Origin of the sequence: Rothia kristinae, assembly GCF_016028855.1 — a bacterium.
Taxonomy (GTDB): domain Bacteria; phylum Actinomycetota; class Actinomycetes; order Actinomycetales; family Micrococcaceae; genus Rothia; species Rothia kristinae.
Map to the genome: position 1 here is coordinate 2,010,423 of NZ_CP065738.1, position 20,305 is coordinate 2,030,727.

Below are 20,305 nucleotides of genomic sequence, written 5' to 3' on the forward strand. Positions count from 1 at the left end.
CGAATAGGATGGGTCCATGATCTCCACGCTGTCCGGAACCGTGGCCCACGTGGGCCTGCACGAGGCCGTCCTCGAGGTGGGCGGCGTCGGCCTGCTCGTGGCCGCGACCCCGGCCACCCTCGCCGGCCTGAACGTGGGGGAGACGGCCCGGGTGCAGACCCACCTGGTGGTCCGGGAGGACTCTCTGACCCTGTTCGCCTTCCGCACCGCGGAGGAGCGGGAGGTGTTCACCACGATGCTCGGGGTCTCCGGAATCGGCCCGCGCATCGCCTTGGCCGTGCTGGCCGTGCACTCACCGGTCGACGTCGCCCGCGCGGTGGCCGCCGGAGACGACAAGGCCTTCTCCCAGGTCCCCGGCATCGGCCCCAAGGGCGCCCGGCGGATCGTGCTGGAGCTGGCCGGCAAGCTCGTGCTGCCCGAGGAGGAGCCCGCCCCGCAGGGCGGGACCGGCTCCGCCGACGGGCCCGCCTGGGCCCCGCAGGTCACCGAGGCGCTGATCGGGCTGGGCTGGTCGGAGAAGGACGCCGCGACCGCCGTGGACGGCTATGTGCGCACCGACCCGCAGGCGGCGGACCTGACGGTGCCGGCCGCGCTGAAGGCCGTGCTCGCCGGACTCGGCGCGGCCCGCCGCTGACCCACCGCCACCCAGAGCCCTGCCGCCGCGAGGTGCGGCGCAGGATCGACCACGCGGCGGACCCGCCGGCCCGCCAGGAGGAGCACCCCGCATGAGCCAGCAGCCAGCAACCGGCGGCCCGGCGCCGCACGAGCGCCTCGTGGACGCCCAGGCCGAACCCGAGGACCAGGCCATCGAGGCGGCCCTGCGCCCGCGCACCCTGGACGACTTCGTGGGCCAGCAGCGGGTGCGCGAGCAGCTGTCCCTGGTGCTGCGGGCCTCCAAGCTGCGCGGGCGCAGCGCGGACCACGTCCTGCTCTCCGGCCCGCCGGGGCTGGGCAAGACCACCCTGTCGATGATCATCGCCGAGGAGATGGGCGCCCCGCTGCGCATCAGCTCCGGCCCGGCGATCCAGCACTCCGGGGACCTCGCCGCGATCCTGTCCTCCCTGACCCCTGGGGAGGTGCTGTTCCTGGATGAGATCCACCGGATGTCCCGCCCGGCCGAGGAGATGCTCTACATGGCCATGGAGGACTTCCGGGTGGACGTCGTCGTCGGCAAGGGCGCCGGGGCCACCTCCATCCCGCTGGAGCTGCCCGCCTTCACCCTGGTCGGGGCAACCACCAGGGCCGGGCTGCTGCCGGGGCCGCTGCGGGATCGCTTCGGCTTCACCGGGCACCTGGAGTTCTACGCCGTGGAGGAGCTGGAGCTGGTGCTGCGCCGCTCCGCAGGCCTGCTGGATCTGGACATCTCCGCGGAGGGCTACCGGGAGATCGCCTCCCGCTCCCGGGGCACCCCGCGCATCGCCAACCGCCTGCTGCGCCGGGTCCGGGACTGGGCCTTGGTGCACGACGTCGCCCGGATCGACGCCCGCGCCGCCGGGGCCGCCCTGGACATGTACGAGGTGGACTCCCGGGGGCTGGACCGGCTGGACCGCTCCGTGCTGCAGGCCCTGGTGGGCACCTTCGGCGGGGGACCGGTGGGCCTGTCCACCCTGGCCATCGCCGTGGGGGAGGAGACCGAGACCGTGGAGACCGTCGCCGAGCCGTACCTGGTGCGCGAGGGGCTGATGGGCCGCACCCCGCGCGGGCGCATCGCGCTGCCGGCGGCCTGGGAGCACCTGGGCCTGGACCGACCGGAGCAGTGAGCCCGCGCGATGCGCCCCGGAACGGGACGCATTCGGTGGGCACCCAGTTGCGTCCTCTAGGATGGGCGGGACCGTCCGCCACCTCCCCGATCCTCGAAGGAAGACATGCACCTGTTCGCTGACCCGTCCGCCGGCACCCTGCAAGCAGCCGAAGGAGGTGCCGCGGGAGGCAACCTGATGTTCCTGCTCATCGCGGTCGTGTTCATCGTGCTCTTCCTGGTGCTGCCGGCCCGCCGGCAGAAGAAGATGCGCCAGGAGATGCAGCGCAAGCAGGAGGCCATGGGCCCGGGCACCCCCGTGATGACCCAGTTCGGCCTCTACGGCACCATCGCCTCCGTGGACCGCGACAACGCCACCGCGATGCTCGAGGTCTCCCCGGGCACCACCGTGAAGGTGCACCTGCAGACCGTGACCACCATCCTCGATGAGAACGGCAACGTGCCGGGCTCCCCGCAGGCCGCGGCCGCCGGGGCCCGCCCCGAGCAGGAGGTCACCGGGCACAACGACGCCGAGGGCACCGGGCAGCAGCAGGTCCGCGGCGGCACCACCGTCAACGGCGAGACCGTCGACCCCGAGGACCCGCGCGGCACCGACCGCTGACCCGCCTCACCCCCTCCCACCCCGCCAGGTGCCGGATGACCGCCTCCGCGCGGCCCGGCACCTGCGCATGAGCACTTCAGGACCTCCCTCCATGGCAAGGAAGAACCGCACGGCCGGGGCGCGTCGCGCCCTGATCCTGCTGACCGCGATCATCGCGATCATGATCGGGGCGATCGGGCTGAGCGCCGCCAAGTTCGGCGGCAGCTGGACCCCCAAGCTCGCCCTGGACCTCTCCGGCGGCACCCAGATGATCCTCTCCCCGGAATCCACCGACGGCGGGAGCATCTCCTCCGATCAGCTGGACCAGGCCGTGGAGATCATCCGCCAGCGCGTGGACGGGGCCGGGGTCTCCGAAGCCGAGGTCACCACCCAGTCCGGGCGCAACGTCGTCGTGTCCATGCCCGGCGTGCCGGATCAGCAGACCCGCGACCTCATCCAGGCCTCCGCGCAGATGTCCTTCCGCGCGGTGCTGGCCTCCGGGGACGGCAAGCCCGTGCCCGAGGGGCAGCGCACCGACTACGCCAAGCTCAAGGAGCCCACCGAGAAGCCGAAGAACGGCTCCGACCAGAACTGGATCACCCCCGCGCTGCAGAAGGAGTACGAGCTCAAGGACTGCTCGGCCACATCCTCCCAGCAGGGCCAGCGGCAGCTGCCCGCGGACCGCGCCGTCGTCGCCTGCTCGGCCGACGGCTCGCAGAAGTACATCCTCGGGCCCGTGGAGCTGAAGGGTCAGGACATCAAGGACGCCTCCTTCTCCCAGGTCACCTCCGGCAACGGCATGACCACCACCGGGCAGTGGGGCGTGGACATCACCTTCGACGACGCCGCGAAGAGCACCTTCAAGGACGTCACCACCCGGCTGTACCAGATCTACGGCCAGGACCCGAACAACCCCCGCGCCTCCTTCGCGATCATGCTCGACGACGAGGTGCTCTCCGCCCCGCGCGCCGAGGCCGTGATCGCCGACGGGCAGGCGCAGATCACAGGGAACTTCACCGAGGAGACCGCGAAGAACCTCGCCGAGCAGCTGAAGTACGGGGCGCTGCCCATCAGCTTCCACATCGAATCCGAGCAGCAGATCTCCGCGACCCTGGGCACCGACCAGCTGGAGATGGGCATCATCGCCGGACTGATCGGCCTGGCCCTGGTCTGCGTGTACTCCCTGTTCCAGTACCGCCTGCTCGGCTTCGTGACTATCGCCTCCCTGGTGGTGGCCGGGGTGATCTCCTTCGCCGCGATCATCCTGCTCGGCTGGGGCATCAACTACCGGCTGTCCCTGGCCGGGGTGGCCGGGCTGATCGTGTCCATCGGGCAGACCGCGGACTCGTTCATCGTCTACTTCGAGCGCATCCGCGACGGCCTGCGCGATGGGCGCAGCGTGCCCTCCGCGGTGGATCACGGCTGGCTGCGGGCCCGGCGCACCGTGCTGGCCTCCAAGGGCGTGAACCTGCTGGCCGCCGTCGTGCTGTACTTCGTGGCCGTGGGCAACGTCCGCGGCTTCGCCTTCGCCCTGGGGCTGACCGCGGTCGCGGACCTCATGGTGATCTTCTGGTTCACCCACCCGGTCATGGTGCTGCTCTCGCGCACCCGCTACTTCGGGCAGGGCCGCAAGCACTCCGGGCTGGACGCCGAGGCCCTGGGTGCGGTGCCGCTGTACCGCGGGGCCGGGCGGCTGCGGGACCCGCAGGACGCCCCGCGGCGTCGGCGCCGGAGGAAGGGCGTCGCCTCGGAGGAGCCGGCGGCCCCGATGACCATCGCCGAGCGGCGTCGGGCCGAGGCGTGCGCGGCCGAGGACGCACCGGCGCAGGACGCGCAGGATGAGCAGGACGCGGCGGGCGAGAGCCCCCGCACCGAGCAGACCCCGGGCGCCGGGATCGACGCCGAGGACACGGAAGGAGCCCGCCGTGGCTAGATTCGCCGAGTTCGGCAGCAACCTCTACACCGGGAAGACCTCCATCCCCTTCGTGCCCAAGCGGCGCCTGTGGCTCAGCATCGCCGCGGCCCTGGTGGTCATCTCCGTGCTCATCCCCGTATTCGGGGGCGGGCTGAAGTTCGGCATCGACTTCCGCGGCGGCTCCGAGTTCACGGTCTCGGACGTGTCCAACACCGACGTGAAGATCGGGCAGCAGGCCGTGGCCGATAACGCCCAGGCCGAGCACACCGAGGTCACCAACATCGCCCCGGGCACCATCCGGGTCCAGACGGACCAGCTGGATGACGCCCAGACCCTCGCCGTCAAGCAGGCTCTGAAGGACGCCTACCACGTCACCGACGACGAAGTGACTTCCTCCTTCGTCGGACCCTCCTGGGGGGCCGGGGTCACCCGGCAGGCCACCTGGGGGCTGATCGCGTTCGTCGCCCTGGCCACCGTGGGCATGGCCCTGTACTTCCGCACGGTCAAGATGTCCCTGTCCGCGATCGCGGGCCTGCTGTTCACCGTGATCACCACGCTCGGGGTGTACGCCGCATGCGGCTTCGAAATCACCCCCTCGGCGATCATCGGCTTCCTCACGATCCTCTCCTACTCCCTCTATGACTCCGTGGTGGTCTTCGACAAGATCCGCGAGAACACCCAGGGCTGGCAGACCAACCGGCGGCGCACCTTCGCCGAGGAGGTCAACCTGGCCGTGAACCAGACGCTGGTGCGCTCTATCAACACCTCCGTGGTCGGGATCCTGCCGGTTGGCTCGATCCTGTTCATCGGCGCCATCCTGCTGGGGGCCGGGACCCTGCAGGACCTGTCCCTGTCCCTGTTCATCGGCATCATCATGGGCACCCTCGGGACGCTGTTCGTCTCCGCCCCGCTCTACGCGGTGCTGCGCGGGCACGAGGCCGGGATCCGCGAGCAGACCGCCGCGGTGCTCACGGCCCGTGAGAACGGGCAGAGCCCCGAGGAGGAGGCTCAGCCGGAGGCCTCCGAGGGCACCGGCAGCGGGTCCCACCGCGCCGGGGACCCGGAGACGGGGGAGGAGGAGCAGGCGCTGCCGGTGCCGCGCTTCGAGCCGCAGGCCAAGGGTCGGCCGGACAACGGCGCCGTCGTCTGAGCGGGCTTCCGCGGCCGACTACACTAGGTCCATCACACAGACGGGACCCGCCGCAGGCGGGCGCGAGGAGGCCGATGTGAGCACACAGCACGACGGCGAGGGCCACGGGACCCACCGGGTCATGTCCGCGTCCGCGCGCACCCCGGTGCGCCGATCCTTCCCGACCCTGAAGAAGCTCGAACCGGGGGCCGGCACCCTGACCAGCCAGCTGCCGGCCATCTCCCCGGTGCTCGTGCCCCTGCTGCGCACCGTGATGCAGCACAATCCGCAGGAGGACATCGGGCGCATCGAGAAGGCCTTCAAGGTCGCGGACCGGTGCCACACCGGGCAGAAGCGCAAGTCCGGGGACCCGTACATCACCCACCCGGTCGCGGTCACGACGATCCTCGCCGAGCTCGGGGCCTCCGGGGCCACGCTGATCGCGGGGCTGCTGCACGACACCGTGGAGGACACGGACTACACCCTGGAGCAGCTGACCGAGGACTTCGGGGCGGAGGTCGCCGAGCTGGTGGACGGGGTGACCAAGCTGGACAAGGTCACCTACGGCGAGCACGCCCAGGCGGAGACCGTGCGCAAGATGGTCATCGCCATGGCCAAGGACATCCGGGTGCTGGTCATCAAGCTCGCGGACCGGCTGCACAACGCGCGGACCTGGCGCTTCGTCTCCCCGGAGTCCGCGGCCAAGAAGGCCAAGGAGACCCTGGAGATCTTCGCCCCGCTGGCCCATCGCCTCGGCATCAACACCATCAAGTGGGAGCTGGAGGACCTCTCCTTCGCGGCCCTGGAGCCGCGGATCTACGACGAGATCGTGCGCATGGTGGGGGACCGGACCCCCCAGCGGGAGAAGCAGCTGCAGCAGATCCGCACCGGGGTGATCGAGGAGCTCGAGGCCGCCGGCATCGACTGCCAGGTCACCGGGCGGCCCAAGCACTACTACTCCATCTACCAGAAGATGATCCTGCGGGACAAGGAATTCGACGAGATCTACGATCTGCTGGCGATCCGCGTCCTGGTGGACAGCGTGCGGGACTGCTATGCCGCCCTCGGGGTGGTGCACGAGAAGTGGAAGCCCCTGCCCGGGCGCTTCAAGGACTACATCGCCGTGCCGAAGTTCAACACCTACCAGTCCCTGCACACCGCGGTGATCGGGCCCAGCGGACGCGCCGTGGAGGTGCAGATCCGCACCCACGACATGCACCAGAAGGCCGAATACGGCATCGCGGCGCACTGGAAGTACAAGGCCGCCGCCCGCGGGGAGGCCACGGGCCGCGATGCCCGCACGGAGGAGTCCGCCGAGGGCATGAAGTGGCTGCAGTCGCTGATGTCCTGGCAGTCCGAGACCCAGGACTCCTCCGAGTTCCTGGACTCCCTGCGCTACGAGGTCAACGCCCAGGAGGTCTTCGTCTTCACCCCCGCCGGGGACGTGCTCTCCCTGCCGGCCGGCTCCACCCCCGTGGACTTCGCCTACGCGATCCACACGCAGGTGGGGGACCACACCATCGGCGCGCGGGTCAACGGCAAGCTCGTGCCGCTGTCCTCCAAGCTGCAGCACGGGGACCGGGTGGAGGTGCTGACCACCAAGGCTGAGGACGCCGGACCCAGCGAGGACTGGCTGAAGTTCGTCGCCAGCCCCCGGGCCCGCACCAAGATCCGCCACTACCTGACCAAGGAGCGCCGCGAGGGGGCGATCGAGAAGGGCAAGGACAACCTGACCCGCTCGATGCGCCGGCACAGCCTGCCCCTGCAGAAGCTGCTGACCTCCCAGCTTCTGGTCTCGGTGGCCGAGGAGCACGGCAAGTCCGACGTCGCGGCCCTGTACGAAGCGGTCGGCGAGGGGCAGATCAAGGCCCAGGACGTCATCGACCGCCTGGTGGACCTGCTGGGCGGGCGCGCGGGCACCGAGGAGGACCTCGCCGAGGAGACCTCCATCACCACCCGCTCCCGCCCGCAGTTCGGGGACTCCGGGGTGATCGTGGAGGGCGCGGACAACGTGTTCACCAAACTCGCCCGCTGCTGCACCCCGGTGCCCCCGGACGAGATCATCGGGATCGTGACCCGGGGCAAGGGCATCTCCGTGCACCGGGTGGACTGCCCGAACATGCGGGGAGCCCAGGACGACCCGCGGCGGATCGTCGTGCGCTGGGCGCCGACCTCCTCCTCGGTGTTCCTCGTGGAGATCCAGGTGGAGGCCCTGGACCGGCGCTCCCTGCTCTCGGACGTCACCCGGGTGCTCTCCGAGTCCCAGGTCAACATCCTCTCCGCGACGGTGCACACCAACGTCTCCCGGCTGGCGATCTCCCGCTTCGCCTTCGAGATGGGGGACCCCCGCTACCTGGACCACGTGCTCACCGCGGTGCGCAACATCGACGGCGTCTACGACGTCTACCGCATCACCGGCTCCCGCCCCGCGCCGGACCAGTGATCACGGACCGATGAGTCCGGTTCGGTGATCCCGGCTCCGTGATCTCCGGCGCGGCGTCGGATCGGGCGGCGTCGGGCGGGGGCAGCGCGCCTGCGACCTCCCGCAGGGTCGCCAGGGCCCGGTCCCTCGCGCTGAGCCGGGGCTGGGCCCGCAGCGCCACCGCGATCGCCTCGGGGCTGACCCGCAGGCGCGGGTGCAGCATCAGGGTGGCCAGCGCCGAGCGCGCCGCGGGGCTCAGGGGACCCCGGGTCAGGTCCACCGCGGTGCGCAGCGGCGTGCTCACCCGCACGGGGCCGATGCGCTGATCCTCGTAGCGGGTGTGCCGCAGGTACCGCCGCTGCACGTGCAGCAGCTCCAGCGGGTGCAGGCGCCGGGCCCCGCGGGCCGCCGCGATCTCCAGGGTGCGCGGGGCCGCGGCCGCGCCGTGCACCCACGCGGCGGACAGCCCGCAGATGACCGCCTGCTCCCGTGTCCCCGGGCGCAGGTGCAGCCCCGCCGCCCAGGCACGCAGCAGCGGATCCGGGCAACGGGGGCTCCACAGGCCCGGCATGAGGGGGTGCAGCAGCCCCCGGGCGTCCAGGGCGGAGGCCTCCCCGGGGCTCAGATCCACCCCCTCGCACAGCAGCTGGCGGGGAGGCAGCAGCCCGGAGATCATCCAGAGGCGTCGGGGGTCCATGACGGTGGCGCTCATGCCACCATCGAACACGCCGTCGCGGCCCGCCCGCTGCCTCGGACCGGCCCCCTGTGGATAACGGGGCCGGTGCGGCTACCGGTCGGCGGCCTCCAGCTGCGCCAGCCAGGCCCGACGGGTTTCCAAGGCCTCCCGGGCCTGGCGGGCCCGGCGCTCGTCCCCGGCCTGCTCGGCCTCGGCCAGGGCGCGCTCCTCCTGCGCGATGGTCTCGCGCAGCTGACCCAGCATGGAATCGGCCCGGGCCCGGGTCTCCGGGTCCGAGCGCTCCCACTCGCGCTGCTCGGCCTCGGCCACGGCGTTCTGCACCTTCTGCAGCTCGGATTCGATGCGCCGGAAGTCCGTGCGCGGGACCATCCCGGTCTCGTCCCAGGCCTCCAGAATCGGGGCGAGCTGCGCCTTGGCCCGCTCCGGGTCCTGCACGGGCAGCACCGCCCGCGCCCGCTGAAGCAGCTCCTCCTTGACCCGCAGGTTCTCCCGGAACTCCTGCTCGGTTTGCTCGTTTGCGGCGGTGCGGGCGGCGAAGAACACGTCCTGGGCGGCCCGGAAGCGGGCCCACAGGGCGTCGTCCTCCCGGCGGGCCGCGTGCGGGGCCTGCTTCCACCGCTGCATCAGCTCCCGGTACCGCCCGGAGGTCTCGCCCCAGTCGGTGGACCCCTGCAGGGCCTCCGCCTCCGCGATCAGCCCCTCCTTGATGCGCACGGCCTGGGCGTTGCGCTGATCGAGGTCGGAGAAGTGCTCCTTGCGCATCCGCTCGAACCCGGAGCGGGCGGCCCGGAAGCGGGCCCACAGGGCGTCATCCTGCGACTTGGGCAGCCGCTGGGTGCGCTGGGCCTGCTTCCAGGCGTCGAACAGCTGGTTCAGCCGGGTGCTGGAATCCTTCCAGTGGAGGGTCTGCGGATCCTGGGCGGCCACCTCCTCGGCCGCGGCGACGATCCGCTCCCGCTCGGCCACGGCCTCCTCCCGGGCCCGCTGGGCGGTCTCCCGCTGCTCGGCCTCCAGGGCATCGATGCGCGTGTGCAGCTCCTCCAGCCGCGCGTCCAGGGCGGCGAGATCCCCGACGGTGCGCCGGGCCGCGGCCTGCTCGCGCAGGGTCGCCAGGGCGCGGCGGGCCTCCTGGGCGCCGGCCCCGCGCTGCACCCGCCCCTCCAGCAGGGCGATCTGGGCCAGCAGCTCCAGGTGCTTGCGGGCGAAGTAGCGCAGCGCCTCCTCGGGTCCGGCCTCCGGGTAGGCGCCCACCGGCACCTCCTCGCCGGCCACCACGACGACGACCTGCCCGTCCTCGCGGACCCTGCCGTGGGAGGCGGCCTCGGCCAGGGCCGCGGGATCCTCGGTGGAGGGCGCGTGCACCGGGGTCGTGGCGGCGGGGCGGGCACCCGGCGTCGCCGCGGGCCGCGGGGCGGAACCGCGACGCAGGGCCGAGGGCTTCGGCGCGGCCGGCTTCGGCGCAGCGGGTTTCGGAGCGGTGGACTCCGACGCAGAGGCGTTCGGCGCGGAGGAGTCGGGGGCCGCGGCGTCGCGCGGTGCGGAGGCGGGCTGCGAGTGATCATCGGTGGGGCGCATCCCTCCAATATATCTGTCGCGTGCATCACGCGGAGAATCCTCGAGGCCCCGTGACGGGTCCGGCGCCGTCGTGCCCGGTGCGCGCCGGCGGTACAGTGGTGGGGCGCGCGGCCCATCCGCGCGGTGTCGACCCCGAACCCCGTGGAGGAGAGGCCCATGGCCCGCAAGGCGTCCCTGTCAGGTTTCCCGGAGCTGCTGCCGGAGGAGCGGGTGGTGGAGAACCACGTGCTGGACACCCTGCGCCGGACCTTCGAGCTGCACGGCTTCTCCAACATCGAGACCCGCTCGATGGAGACCCAGGAGCAGCTGCTGCGCAAGGGCGAGATCGACAAGGAGGTCTACGCCGTCTCCCGGCTGCAGGAGGACGGACCCGCCCCGGAGCGCCGGGCCAAGGACCGCCTGGCCCTGCACTTCGACCTGACCGTGCCCTTCGCCCGCTACGTCGTGGAGAACGCCGGGCACCTGGACTTCCCCTTCCAGCGCTACCAGATCCAGAAGTCCTGGCGCGGGGAGCGGCCCCAGGAGGGCCGGTACCGGGAGTTCACCCAGGCCGATGTGGACGTCGTCGGCGACGGCGCCCTGCCCTTCCGCTACGACGTCGAGCTCGCCCTGGTCATCGTGGACGCCCTGTCCGCCCTGCCGCTGCCGGCCTTCCGGATGCGGGCCAACAACCGCAAGCTCTCCGAGGGCTTCTACCGCGGCATCGGGCTCACCGACACCGCCGGAGTGCTGCGCAGCATCGACAAGCTGGACAAGATCGGCCCGGAAGCCGTCGGGAACCTGCTGCGCGAGGAGCTCGGGGCCACCGAGGAGCAGGTCGGCAAGGCCCTGGCCCTGGCGGAGATCACCGCGGAGGATCTGTCCTTCGTGGACCGGGTGCGGGCCCTGGGCGTGCAGGACCCGCTGCTGGAGGAGGGCCTGGCGGAGCTGGCCGAGGTCATCGGCCAGGCCGCCAAGCGCGCCCCGGGCCAGGTCACCGCGGACCTGTCCATCGCCCGCGGCCTGGACTACTACACCGGCACCGTCTACGAGACCGTGCTGGTCGGACACGAGGAGCTCGGCTCCATCTGCTCCGGCGGGCGCTACGAATCCCTGGCCTCGGACGGCAAGCGCACCTTCCCCGGCGTCGGGCTGTCCATCGGGGTCACCCGCCTGGTGGCCCGCATCCTCTCCCAGCACCTGGCCGCGGCCAGCCGCAAGGTCCCCACCGCGGTCTACGTGGCGCTGACCGACGAGGACACCTGGTCCGCGGCGCAGGACGTCGCCCAGCAGCTGCGCGCCCGCGGAATCCCCACCGAGGTCTCCGCGCAGGCGGCGAAGTTCGGCAAGCAGATCCGCCACGCCGACCGCCGCGGCATCCCCTACGTCTGGTTCACCGGCAGCGACGAGCAGGGGAACCCGACCCACGAGGTCAAGGACATCCGCTCCGGCGAGCAGGTGCCGGCCGATCCCGCGACCTGGATGCCCCCGGCCACGGACCTCGCCCCCCAGGTCACCGCCCCCGCCGCAGACTGAGCCGAGCGCTGCCCCTCCCGGGCGGGGCGTGAGCCCGCGCGATAGACTCGATCACCAGAACCCGCCGTCCCGTACGCCGTCCCCCTCGGGGCCGGCGCGCGGTCCGGCACGCACCCCACCGAAAGGCCGTAACCCCCGTGCTGCGCACCCACACCCTCGGCGAGCTGACCGCCGAGAACATCGGAGAGACCGTGACCCTGGCCGGCTGGGTCGCCCGACGCCGCGACCACGGCGGGGTGGCCTTCGTGGACCTGCGGGACCGCACCGGCATCACCCAGTGCGTCTTCCACGACGAGGCCGACTTCGACGCGCTGCGCAACGAGTACGTCCTGCAGGTCACCGGCACCGTGCGCGCCCGCCCGGAGGGCAACGAGAACCCGAACCTGGTGACCGGGCAGATCGAGGTGGAGGTGGCCTCCACCGAGGTGCTCAACACCGCGGCCCCCCTGCCCTTCCAGATCGACGAGCACGTGGAGGTCGGTGAGGAGGCCCGGCTGCGCCACCGCTACCTGGACCTGCGCCGCCCGGAGCCGGCGAAGATCATGCGGCTGCGCTCCGAGGCCAACCGCACCGCCCGCGAGCTGCTGCACGAGGACGGCTACGTGGAGGTGGAGACCCCCACGATGACCCGCTCCACCCCGGAGGGCGCCCGCGACTTCGTCGTCCCGGCCCGCCTGGCCCCGGGCTCCTGGTACGCCCTGCCGCAGTCCCCGCAGCTGTTCAAGCAGCTGCTGCAGGTCGGCGGGATCGAGAAGTACTACCAGATCGCCCGCTGTTACCGGGACGAGGACTTCCGGGCGGACCGCCAGCCCGAGTTCACCCAGCTGGACATCGAGGCCTCCTTCGTGGAGGAGGACGACGTCATCGACCTCGGGGAGCGCATCGTCGCGGCCCTGTGGAAGCTGATCGACGTCGAGGTGCCCCGCCCCATCCGCCGGATGACCTACGCCGAAGCCATGGAGAAGTACGGCTCGGACAAGCCGGACCTGCGCTTCGGCCTGGAGCTGACCGAGCTGACCGAGTACTTCCAGGACACCACCTTCCGCGTGTTCAAGGCCCCGTACGTGGGGGCCGTGGTCATGCCGGGCGGGGCCTCCCAGCCGCGGCGCACCCTGGACGCCTGGCAGGAGTGGGCCAAGCAGCACGGGGCCAAGGGCCTGGCGTACGTGCTGGTCCAGGAGGACGGTACCCTGACCGGCCCGGTGGCCAAGAACATCACCGACGCCGAGCGCGAGGGCCTGGCCGCCGCGACGGGTGCCGAGCCCGGGGACTGCATCTTCTTCGCCGCGGGCGAGGCCAAGGCCTCCCGCGCCCTGCTGGGCGCGGCCCGCGTGGAGATCGGGCACCGCACCGGGCTGATCAAGGACGGCGACTGGGCCTTCGTGTGGGTCGTGGACGCCCCGCTGTTCGAGCCGGCCGCCGACGCCGAGGAGTCCGGCGACGTCGCCCTGGGCCACTCCGCGTGGACTGCAGTGCACCACGCCTTCACCTCGCCCAAGCCGGAGTTCCTGGACACCTTCGACCAGGACCCGGGTGCGGCCCTGGCCTACGCCTACGACATCGTGTGCAACGGCAACGAGATCGGCGGCGGCTCCATCCGCATCCACCGCCGGGACGTGCAGGAGCGGATCTTCCAGGTCATGGGCATCTCCGAGGAGGAGGCGCAGGAGAAGTTCGGCTTCCTGCTGGAGGCCTTCAAGTACGGCGCCCCCCCGCACGGCGGCATCGCCTTCGGGTGGGATCGCGTGGTGGCCCTGCTGGCCGGCACGGACTCCATCCGCGAGGTCATCGCCTTCCCGAAGACCGGCAACGGCTACGACCCGCTGACCGCGGCCCCCGCCCCGATCACCGCGCAGCAGCGCAAGGAGACCGGGGTGGACGCGAAGCCGGAGCCGGCGAAGGACTGACCGACGTCGGCGAACCCGCCGAGACCGCACATCATGGCCGAGACCGCGCCCGACGGGTGCGGTCTCGGCCGTTTCGTGCGGTCTCGACGGAGGTGAGCTCGGCGCCGTCGGCTACGGTGGGACCATGCGCATCGTCCTGCAGAGAGTCAGCACCGCCGAAGTCACGGTCGTCCCCGAGGACGGGGGAGAGCCCGAGGTCGTGAGCGCGATCGAGGGCCCGGGCCTGCTGGCCCTGGTGGGCGTGACCCACGGGGACGGACCCGACGAGGCAGCCAAGCTCGCGGAGAAGACCTGGCGCCTGCGGCTGCTGGACGGGGAGCGCTCCTGCGCGGACCTGGACGCCCCGATCCTGGCCGTCAGCCAGTTCACCCTCTACGGGGACGCCCGGAAGGGCCGGCGCCCCTCCTGGTCCGCGGCCGCCCCCGGGCCCGCCTCCGAGCCGATCGTCGACGCCTACGTGCAGGCCCTGCGGGATCTCGGGGCTACCGTGGCCACCGGGCGCTTCGGCACGCACATGCGGGTCCAGCTGACCAACGACGGGCCGGTCACCCTCATCCTGGACACCGCGGACCTGTGACCGGCGGGAAGGCCGAGCCCTCACCATGACCCAGTCCCTGTTCGGCGACGACGACGCCGCGGCCGCCCCCGCCCGCGGGCGTACCGGACGCGGCGGATCCCGCACGCCCGCCCCCGGCCCGGCGAACGGCCGGTCCGCCGGCGCCCGCAGCCCGCTGGCGGTGCGGATGCGCCCGCGCACCGTCGAGGAGATCGTGGGGCAGGCCCATGCTCTGAAGCCCGGCTCCCCGCTGCGGGTGCTCGCCGGGGAGGAGGCCGGCCCGGCCGGACCCAGCTCCGTGATCCTGTGGGGCCCGCCCGGCACCGGCAAGACCACCATCGCCCACGTCATCGCCCGCGGTTCCGGGAGGAAGTTCGTGGAGCTGTCCGCGATCACCGCCGGGGTCAAGGATGTGCGCGCGGTGATGGAGCAGGCCCTGGATGACCGGGACCTGCACGGCATCACCACCGTGCTGTTCCTGGATGAGATCCACCGCTTCACCAAGGCCCAGCAGGATGCCCTGCTGCCCGGGGTGGAGAACCGCTGGGTGGTGCTGGTGGCCGCGACCACCGAGAACCCGAGCTTCTCGGTGATCTCCCCGCTGCTCTCCCGCTCCCTGCTGGTCACCCTCACCCCGCTGGAGGACGCGGACATCGCCGCGCTGATCGACCGGGCCGTCGCCGATCCGCGCGGGCTCAACGGGACCGTGACGCTGGAGGAGGAGGCCCGGGATCACCTGGTGCAGCTGGCCTCCGGGGACGCCCGGCGGGCCCTGACCACCCTAGAGGCCGCCGCGGCCGTCGCCTTCGGCCACGCCGAGGCCGCACACGACCGGGCCGAACCGGTCGGCGAGGAGGCCGGGGACGAGGCCGCGGAGGCAACGCAGCCGGGGGCCGAACCCGCCGCCGTGGTGGTCACGGCGGCGCACGCCGAGGAGGCCACGGACCGGGCCGCGCTGCGCTACGACCGGGCGGGGGATCAGCACTACGACGTCATCAGCGCGTTCATCAAGTCCATCCGCGGCTCGGATCCGGACGCCGCCCTGCACTACCTGGCCCGGATGATCGAGGCGGGGGAGGACCCGCGGTTCATCGCCCGGCGCATCGTGGTCCACGCCAGCGAGGACATCGGCATGGCCGATCCCACCGCGCTGCAGACCGCGGTGGCCGCCGCCCAGGCGGTGCAGCTGATCGGGCTGCCCGAGGCCCGGATCAACCTCGCCCAGGCCGTGATCCACCTGGCCACCGCCCCGAAGTCCAACGCCGTCATCCGGGCGATCGACGCCGCGCAGGCCGACGTGCGCGCCGGGCGCTCCGGCGTCGTGCCCCCGCACCTGCGCGATGCCCACTACGGCGGGGCCGCCGCCCACGGACACGGAAAGGGGTACGTCTACCCGCACGACGTGCCCCACGCCGTGGCCCCCCAGCAGTACCTGCCGGACACCCTGCGCGACGCCCAGTACTACCGGCCCACTGAGTACGGGGCGGAGCGGACCGTGAAGCGGCGACTGGGGATCCTGCGCGACATCCTGCGCGGCCGCCGACCCCGAGCGGGCGGGGACGCGGGCGGGACGCCGTGACCAGAGGCACCCTCGCCCGGTCGGCCCGGTGACCTGACAGCCCGGCCCGCGTGCCGTAGAGTGGGGCGCTGTCTGGCACGCCGTGGACGAAACGCATCCCGACCCCCGGGATGATCACCGACCGCGGTGGCAGCAAGGGTAGCGGCTGACCCGCGCTCTCCGCCGCGCAAAACCGTGCGCGGATCCCGGAGGCCAGTTGACACCAGAACAAATGGGGCGGGCTCCCGCTGAGCCCGCGCCAACCGCATGAAAGGCAATCCTTGGCTACTACCACCAAGACCAAGCGGGCGCGCAACCTCGTCCGCAAGTCCCGCGCCCTCGGGATCCCGCTGACCCCGAAGGCCGAGAAGTACTTCGAGCGCCGCCCCTACGGCCCCGGCCAGCACGGGCGCGCCCGTCGTCGGCAGGACTCCGACTACGCCGTGCGTCTGCGCGAGAAGCAGCGTCTGCGCGCGCAGTACAACATCCGCGAGGCGCAGATGCGCCGCGCCTACGCCGAGGCCAAGCGCACCGAGGGCCAGACCGGTGAGAACCTGGTCGAGCAGCTCGAGACCCGCCTGGATGCCCTGGTGCTGCGCTCCGGCTTCGCCCGGACCATCACCCAGGCCCGCCAGATGGTCGTGCACCGTCACATCATGGTCGACGGTGTGCGCGTGGACCGCCCCTCCTTCCGCGTGAAGCCGGGCCAGCTGATTCACGTGCACCCGCGCTCGGAGAAGATGGACCCCTTCCAGGTGGCCGCCACCGGCGCCAACCAGGACGTGCTGCCCCCGACCCCGCCGTACCTGAACGTCGAGATCGACAAGCTGCACGCCAAGCTCGAGCGCGCCCCCAAGCGCCCCGAGATCCCCGTCACCTGCGAGGAGCAGCTGGTGGTCGAGTACTACGCCCGCATGGCGTAGCCCGATCCCCACGGGAGACGGCCCGCGACGCAGCCCGCGTCGCGGGCCGTCCCCGTTCCCGCCCCGTGCCGAGGACCGGGGGAGCGCGTCGGACCTGCTGATAACCTAGGCTGGAAACGGTCACGGTTCGGTCACGACGCCGGGACCCGGCGGTCCTGCCCGGACCGCCGCAGCACACCTTTGACCACCACCTGCGAGGAGACGGTTGCGCACATGACGGTCGGATCGATCGCGGGGCTCATCGCCGCCGGCGTCTTCGCCGTGCTGGTGGCCCTGCTGGCCCTGCCCATCGTCAAGCTCGGACGGGTCTTCGATGAGCTGCGCGTGACCGTGCGCCAGCTCAACGAGGGCACCGGCCCGCTGATCGACGAGGTCACCCGCACGGTGGCCACCACCAACACCCAGCTGGAGAAGGTGGACGGGATCACCGACAACGTCTCCGACGCCTCCGCGAACGTCTCCGCCCTGTCCAGCCTGGTCGCCTCCACGGTCGGCCAGCCCCTGATCAAGGTCGCCTCCTTCTCCTACGGCGTGCGCAAGGCCTTCCGCGGCCGCGACGGCGAGACCCAGGCCGCCGATCCCGCAGGCCCCACGGAGGAGAGCGCATGAGCTTCTGGTCCAAGGCCGCACTGACCCTGGCCGGTGCGGCCGCGGGATACTTCGCGGCCCGCCGCGGCCCCGCCGTCGTGCGCACCGGACGCGAGCTGGTGCTGCGCGGGCCCTCCGCGCTGTCCGAGCAGACCCCGAGCCCGGGAGGAAACGCCATGGCCCGCTTCTGGAGCTCCTCCGCCGCCGCCCCGCTGCGCGCCGGGGCCCTGAAGGCCGTGCGCTTCGCCGCGACCGTGAAGCAGGGCATGGCGGAGAAGGAATCCGAGCTGAACCGCCGCTACGCGGCCCAGCAGCGGGACCTGCGCCCCGGCTCCCTGGACAGCTGGGACCGGCCCCTGCCGCCGCAGCCGCCGCAGCACATCGCACCCCGAGACGTCAGCGCCGCGCCGCCCCCGCAGGCCCACGACGCCGAGACCACCACGAGCCCCACCGAGAAGGACGACCGCTGAGCATGCTCTCCCAGGAAATCTCCCAGCGCTGGACCGACTACTTCGCCGAACGAGGCCACACCGTGGTCCCCTCGGCCTCGCTGGTCTCCAACGCGCCCGGCTCGATGTTCACCATCGCCGGCATGGTCCCGTTCATCCCCTACTTCCTCGGCCAGGAGACCGCCCCGTACTCCCGCGCGGTCTCCGTGCAGAAGTGCATCCGCACCCTGGACATCGAGGAGGTCGGCAAGACCGCCCGGCACGGCACCTTCTTCCAGATGGCCGGGAACTTCTCCTTCGGCGACTACTTCAAGGCCGAGGTGATCCCGTGGGCCTGGAACCTGCTGACCTCCCCGGTCTCCGAGGGCGGCTACGGCCTGGACCCGGAGCGGCTGTGGGTCACCGTCTACGAGGGAGACCAGGAGGCCTACGACCTGTGGACCCGCGAGGTCGGGGTGCCCGCGGAGCGGGTGCAGCGGATGGACATGAAGGAGAACTACTGGTCCACCGGCCAGCCCGGCCCCGCCGGCCCGGACTCCGAGATCTTCTACGACCGCGGCCCCGCCTACGGCAAGGAGGGCGGGCCGGCGGCCGACGACGACCGCTACATCGAGATCTGGAACCTCGTGTTCATGCAGTTCCAGCGCGGCGAGGGCATCGGCAAGGACGACTTCGAGATCCTCGGGGAGCTGCCGAAGAAGAACATCGACACCGGCCTGGGCGTGGAGCGCCTGGCCATGCTCCTGCAGGGCGTGGAGAACTTCTACGAGACCGACCAGGTCCGCCCCGTCCTGGACGCCGCGGCCGAGCTCTCCGGCAAGCGCTACTCCGGCTCGGAGTCCGCGAAGGACCCCGGCTACGAGGACGACGTGCGCATGCGCGTGGTCGCCGACCACGTCCGCTCCTCCCTCATGCTGATCAGCGACGGGGTGACCCCCTCCAACGAGGGCCGCGGCTACATCCTGCGCCGCCTGCTGCGCCGCGCCATCCGCGCGATGCGCCTGCTCGGGGTCACCGAGGCCTGCCTGCCCGTGCTGCTGCCGGCCTCCCGCGACGCCATGAAGGGCGCGTTCCCCGAGGTCGAGCGGGACTTCGAGCGCATCTCCCGGGTCGCCTACGCCGAGGAGAAGGCGTTCCTGCGCACCATCGAGTCCGGGACCAGCCGGCTCAACGAGGCCGTCACCGCGGCCAAGGCCGAAGGCCACGCCGTGACCGGCGAGGACGCCTTCACCCTGCATGACACCTACGGCTTCCCCATCGACCTGACCCTGGAGATGGCCGCCGAGGCCGGGGTCTCGGTGGATGAGGCCTCCTTCCGCGAGCTCATGGAGGAGCAGCGTCACCGCGCCCAGGCCGATGCCCGGGCCAAGAAGGGCGGGCACGCGGACCTGCACGTGCTGCGCCAGCTGGCCGACGAGCGCGGCTCCGTGTTCACCGGCTACACCCAGCTGCGCACCGAATCCGCGATCCGCGCGATCCTGGTCGGCGGGGCCACCGTTCCGGCCGCCTCGGCCGGGCAGGAGATCGACCTGGTGCTGGATGAGACCCCGTTCTACGCCGAGGCCGGCGGTCAGGCCGCCGACACCGGCACGATCTCCGGCAACGGCTTCTCGATCCGCGTCAAGGACGTGCAGCAGCCGGTTAAGGGCCTGAGCGTTCACCGCGGCGTCGTCACCGAGGGCGAGGTCCCCGCGGGTGCCGCGGCGGTCGCCCAGGTGGACGTGCAGCGGCGCAAGGACGCCGAGAAGGCCCACTCCGGCACGCACATCGTGCACGCGGCCCTGCACCGGGTGCTGGGTCCCGAGGCCGTGCAGCGCGGCTCCTTCAACAAGGAGGGCTACCTGCGCTTCGACTTCGCGTGGAACGAGGGGCTGTCCGAATCCGTGCAGGCGGAGGTCGAGGAGGTCTCCAACACCGCGATCCGCGACAACTACGAGGTCATCACCCGCGAGATGCCGCTGGCCGAGGCCAAGGCCATGGGCGCGATGAGCCTGTTCGGGGAGAAGTACGGGGACATCGTGCGCGTGGTGGAGATCAACGGGGACTTCTCCCGCGAGCTGTGTGGGGGGACCCACGTCGGGTCCTCCGCGGAGATCGGCTCCCTGTCCCTGCTCTCGGAGGCCTCCGTGGGCTCCGGTAACCGGCGCGTGGAGGCCCTGGTGGGCCTGGACTCCTTCAACCACCTGGCCGCCGAGCGCACCCTCGTCAACCAGCTCACCTCCCTGATGCGGGTCCAGTCCTCCGCCGAGCTGCCCGAGCGCATCGGTCAGACCCTGGAGAAGCTGAAGTCCGCGGAGAAGGAGCTGGAGAAGCTGCGCCGGGAGAAGCTGCAGGCCGAGGCCGGCAAGCTCACCGAGTCCGCCGAGCTGATCTCCGGGATCCGCGTGCTCACCCACGACGCCGGGCAGATCCCCGCCGACGACGCCCGGGGCCTGGCCACGGATCTGCGCCACCGGCTCGGGGAGGACCCGGCCGTGGTGGCGGTGGCCGCCGAGGCCAAGGGCCATCCCGTGATCGTCGTGGCCACCAACCAGGGCGCCCGCGACGCCGGGATCAAGGCCGGTCAGCTGGTGCGCACCGCCGCCGGGATCCTCGGCGGCGGGGGCGGCGGCAAGGATGATCTGGCCCAGGGCGGCGGTCAGAACCCGGCCAAGATCGCCGAGGCCCTGGAGGCCGTCGCCGGCCAGATCGCGACCGCGGCGAAGTAGCCGCCGCACCACGGGCCGGGAGGA

At 72.1% G+C, this 20,305-nt stretch carries 16 protein-coding genes; 14 read left to right on the forward strand and 2 right to left on the reverse strand.

Going from position 1 to position 20,305, the window contains the following annotated elements; translation table 11 throughout:
* Positions 1-16 precede the first annotated feature (16 nt).
* The 6 genes from ruvA to I6G21_RS08865 all read left to right on the forward strand — a co-directional run bounded on the left by ruvA (position 17) and on the right by I6G21_RS08865 (position 7,826).
* On the forward strand, positions 17-634 hold the full coding sequence (ruvA, locus tag I6G21_RS08840; protein WP_129357536.1) for a Holliday junction branch migration protein RuvA: 618 nt from the start codon (positions 17-19) through the stop codon (positions 632-634).
* A 91-nt stretch (positions 635-725) separates the two neighbouring features.
* Entirely contained in the window at positions 726-1,760 is a 1,035-nt protein-coding gene (ruvB, locus tag I6G21_RS08845; RefSeq protein ID WP_129357535.1) for a Holliday junction branch migration DNA helicase RuvB, read from the forward strand.
* A gap of 105 nt (positions 1,761-1,865) precedes the next feature.
* Complete coding sequence (locus tag I6G21_RS08850) at positions 1,866-2,360, forward strand: preprotein translocase subunit YajC (protein ID WP_058731443.1); 495 nt, start codon at positions 1,866-1,868, stop codon at positions 2,358-2,360.
* Positions 2,361-2,451: 91 nt separating this feature from the next.
* Positions 2,452-4,272 (forward strand): protein translocase subunit SecD, encoded by a 1,821-nt coding sequence (secD, locus tag I6G21_RS08855; RefSeq protein ID WP_129357534.1) that lies wholly within the window; start codon positions 2,452-2,454, stop codon positions 4,270-4,272.
* Positions 4,265-5,404 (forward strand): protein translocase subunit SecF, encoded by a 1,140-nt coding sequence (gene secF, locus I6G21_RS08860; RefSeq protein ID WP_058731442.1) that lies wholly within the window; start codon positions 4,265-4,267, stop codon positions 5,402-5,404. The genes secD and secF overlap by 8 nt, the downstream gene beginning before the upstream one ends.
* Positions 5,405-5,525: 121 nt before the next feature.
* On the forward strand, positions 5,526-7,826 hold the full coding sequence (locus tag I6G21_RS08865) for a RelA/SpoT family protein (RefSeq protein ID WP_081101597.1): 2,301 nt from the start codon (positions 5,526-5,528) through the stop codon (positions 7,824-7,826).
* Here the strand turns inward: I6G21_RS08865 and I6G21_RS08870 are convergent.
* Both I6G21_RS08870 and I6G21_RS08875 read right to left on the reverse strand, forming a co-directional pair.
* A complete protein-coding gene (locus I6G21_RS08870; RefSeq protein ID WP_058743458.1) occupies positions 7,795-8,517 on the reverse strand; it encodes a hypothetical protein in 723 nt (240 codons plus the stop codon). The genes I6G21_RS08865 and I6G21_RS08870 overlap by 32 nt on opposite strands.
* A 75-nt stretch (positions 8,518-8,592) precedes the next feature.
* The gene (locus I6G21_RS08875; protein ID WP_129357532.1) at positions 8,593-10,077 is read right to left on the reverse strand and encodes a DUF349 domain-containing protein; all 1,485 of its coding nucleotides are present in this window, start codon (positions 10,075-10,077) and stop codon (positions 8,593-8,595) included.
* A gap of 156 nt (positions 10,078-10,233) precedes the next feature.
* On the opposite strand from I6G21_RS08875, the gene hisS reads away from it, so the two are divergent.
* The 8 genes from hisS to alaS all read left to right on the forward strand — a co-directional run bounded on the left by hisS (position 10,234) and on the right by alaS (position 20,281).
* Positions 10,234-11,592 (forward strand): histidine--tRNA ligase, encoded by a 1,359-nt coding sequence (hisS, locus tag I6G21_RS08880; RefSeq protein WP_129357531.1) that lies wholly within the window; start codon positions 10,234-10,236, stop codon positions 11,590-11,592.
* A 137-nt stretch (positions 11,593-11,729) separates the two neighbouring features.
* Positions 11,730-13,499 carry an aspartate--tRNA ligase gene (gene aspS, locus I6G21_RS08885; protein ID WP_129357530.1) on the forward strand — a complete coding sequence of 590 codons (1,770 nt, stop codon included), beginning with the start codon at positions 11,730-11,732 and terminating at the stop codon, positions 13,497-13,499.
* A 124-nt stretch (positions 13,500-13,623) separates the two neighbouring features.
* Complete coding sequence (gene dtd / locus I6G21_RS08890) at positions 13,624-14,076, forward strand: D-aminoacyl-tRNA deacylase (RefSeq protein WP_129357529.1); 453 nt, start codon at positions 13,624-13,626, stop codon at positions 14,074-14,076.
* 25 nt (positions 14,077-14,101) lie between these two features.
* On the forward strand, positions 14,102-15,634 hold the full coding sequence (locus tag I6G21_RS08895) for a replication-associated recombination protein A (RefSeq protein WP_129357528.1): 1,533 nt from the start codon (positions 14,102-14,104) through the stop codon (positions 15,632-15,634).
* A gap of 260 nt (positions 15,635-15,894) precedes the next feature.
* Positions 15,895-16,536, forward strand: coding sequence for a 30S ribosomal protein S4 (gene rpsD / locus I6G21_RS08900; protein WP_058731434.1), 642 nt, complete (start codon positions 15,895-15,897; stop codon positions 16,534-16,536).
* A 213-nt stretch (positions 16,537-16,749) separates the two neighbouring features.
* The gene (locus I6G21_RS08905) at positions 16,750-17,145 is read left to right on the forward strand and encodes a DUF948 domain-containing protein (protein ID WP_058731433.1); all 396 of its coding nucleotides are present in this window, start codon (positions 16,750-16,752) and stop codon (positions 17,143-17,145) included.
* A complete protein-coding gene (locus tag I6G21_RS08910) occupies positions 17,142-17,594 on the forward strand; it encodes a hypothetical protein (RefSeq protein ID WP_058731432.1) in 453 nt (150 codons plus the stop codon). The genes I6G21_RS08905 and I6G21_RS08910 overlap by 4 nt, the downstream gene beginning before the upstream one ends.
* Before the next feature lie 2 nt (positions 17,595-17,596).
* Positions 17,597-20,281 (forward strand): alanine--tRNA ligase, encoded by a 2,685-nt coding sequence (gene alaS, locus I6G21_RS08915; RefSeq protein ID WP_058731431.1) that lies wholly within the window; start codon positions 17,597-17,599, stop codon positions 20,279-20,281.
* Positions 20,282-20,305: the final 24 nt, after the last annotated feature.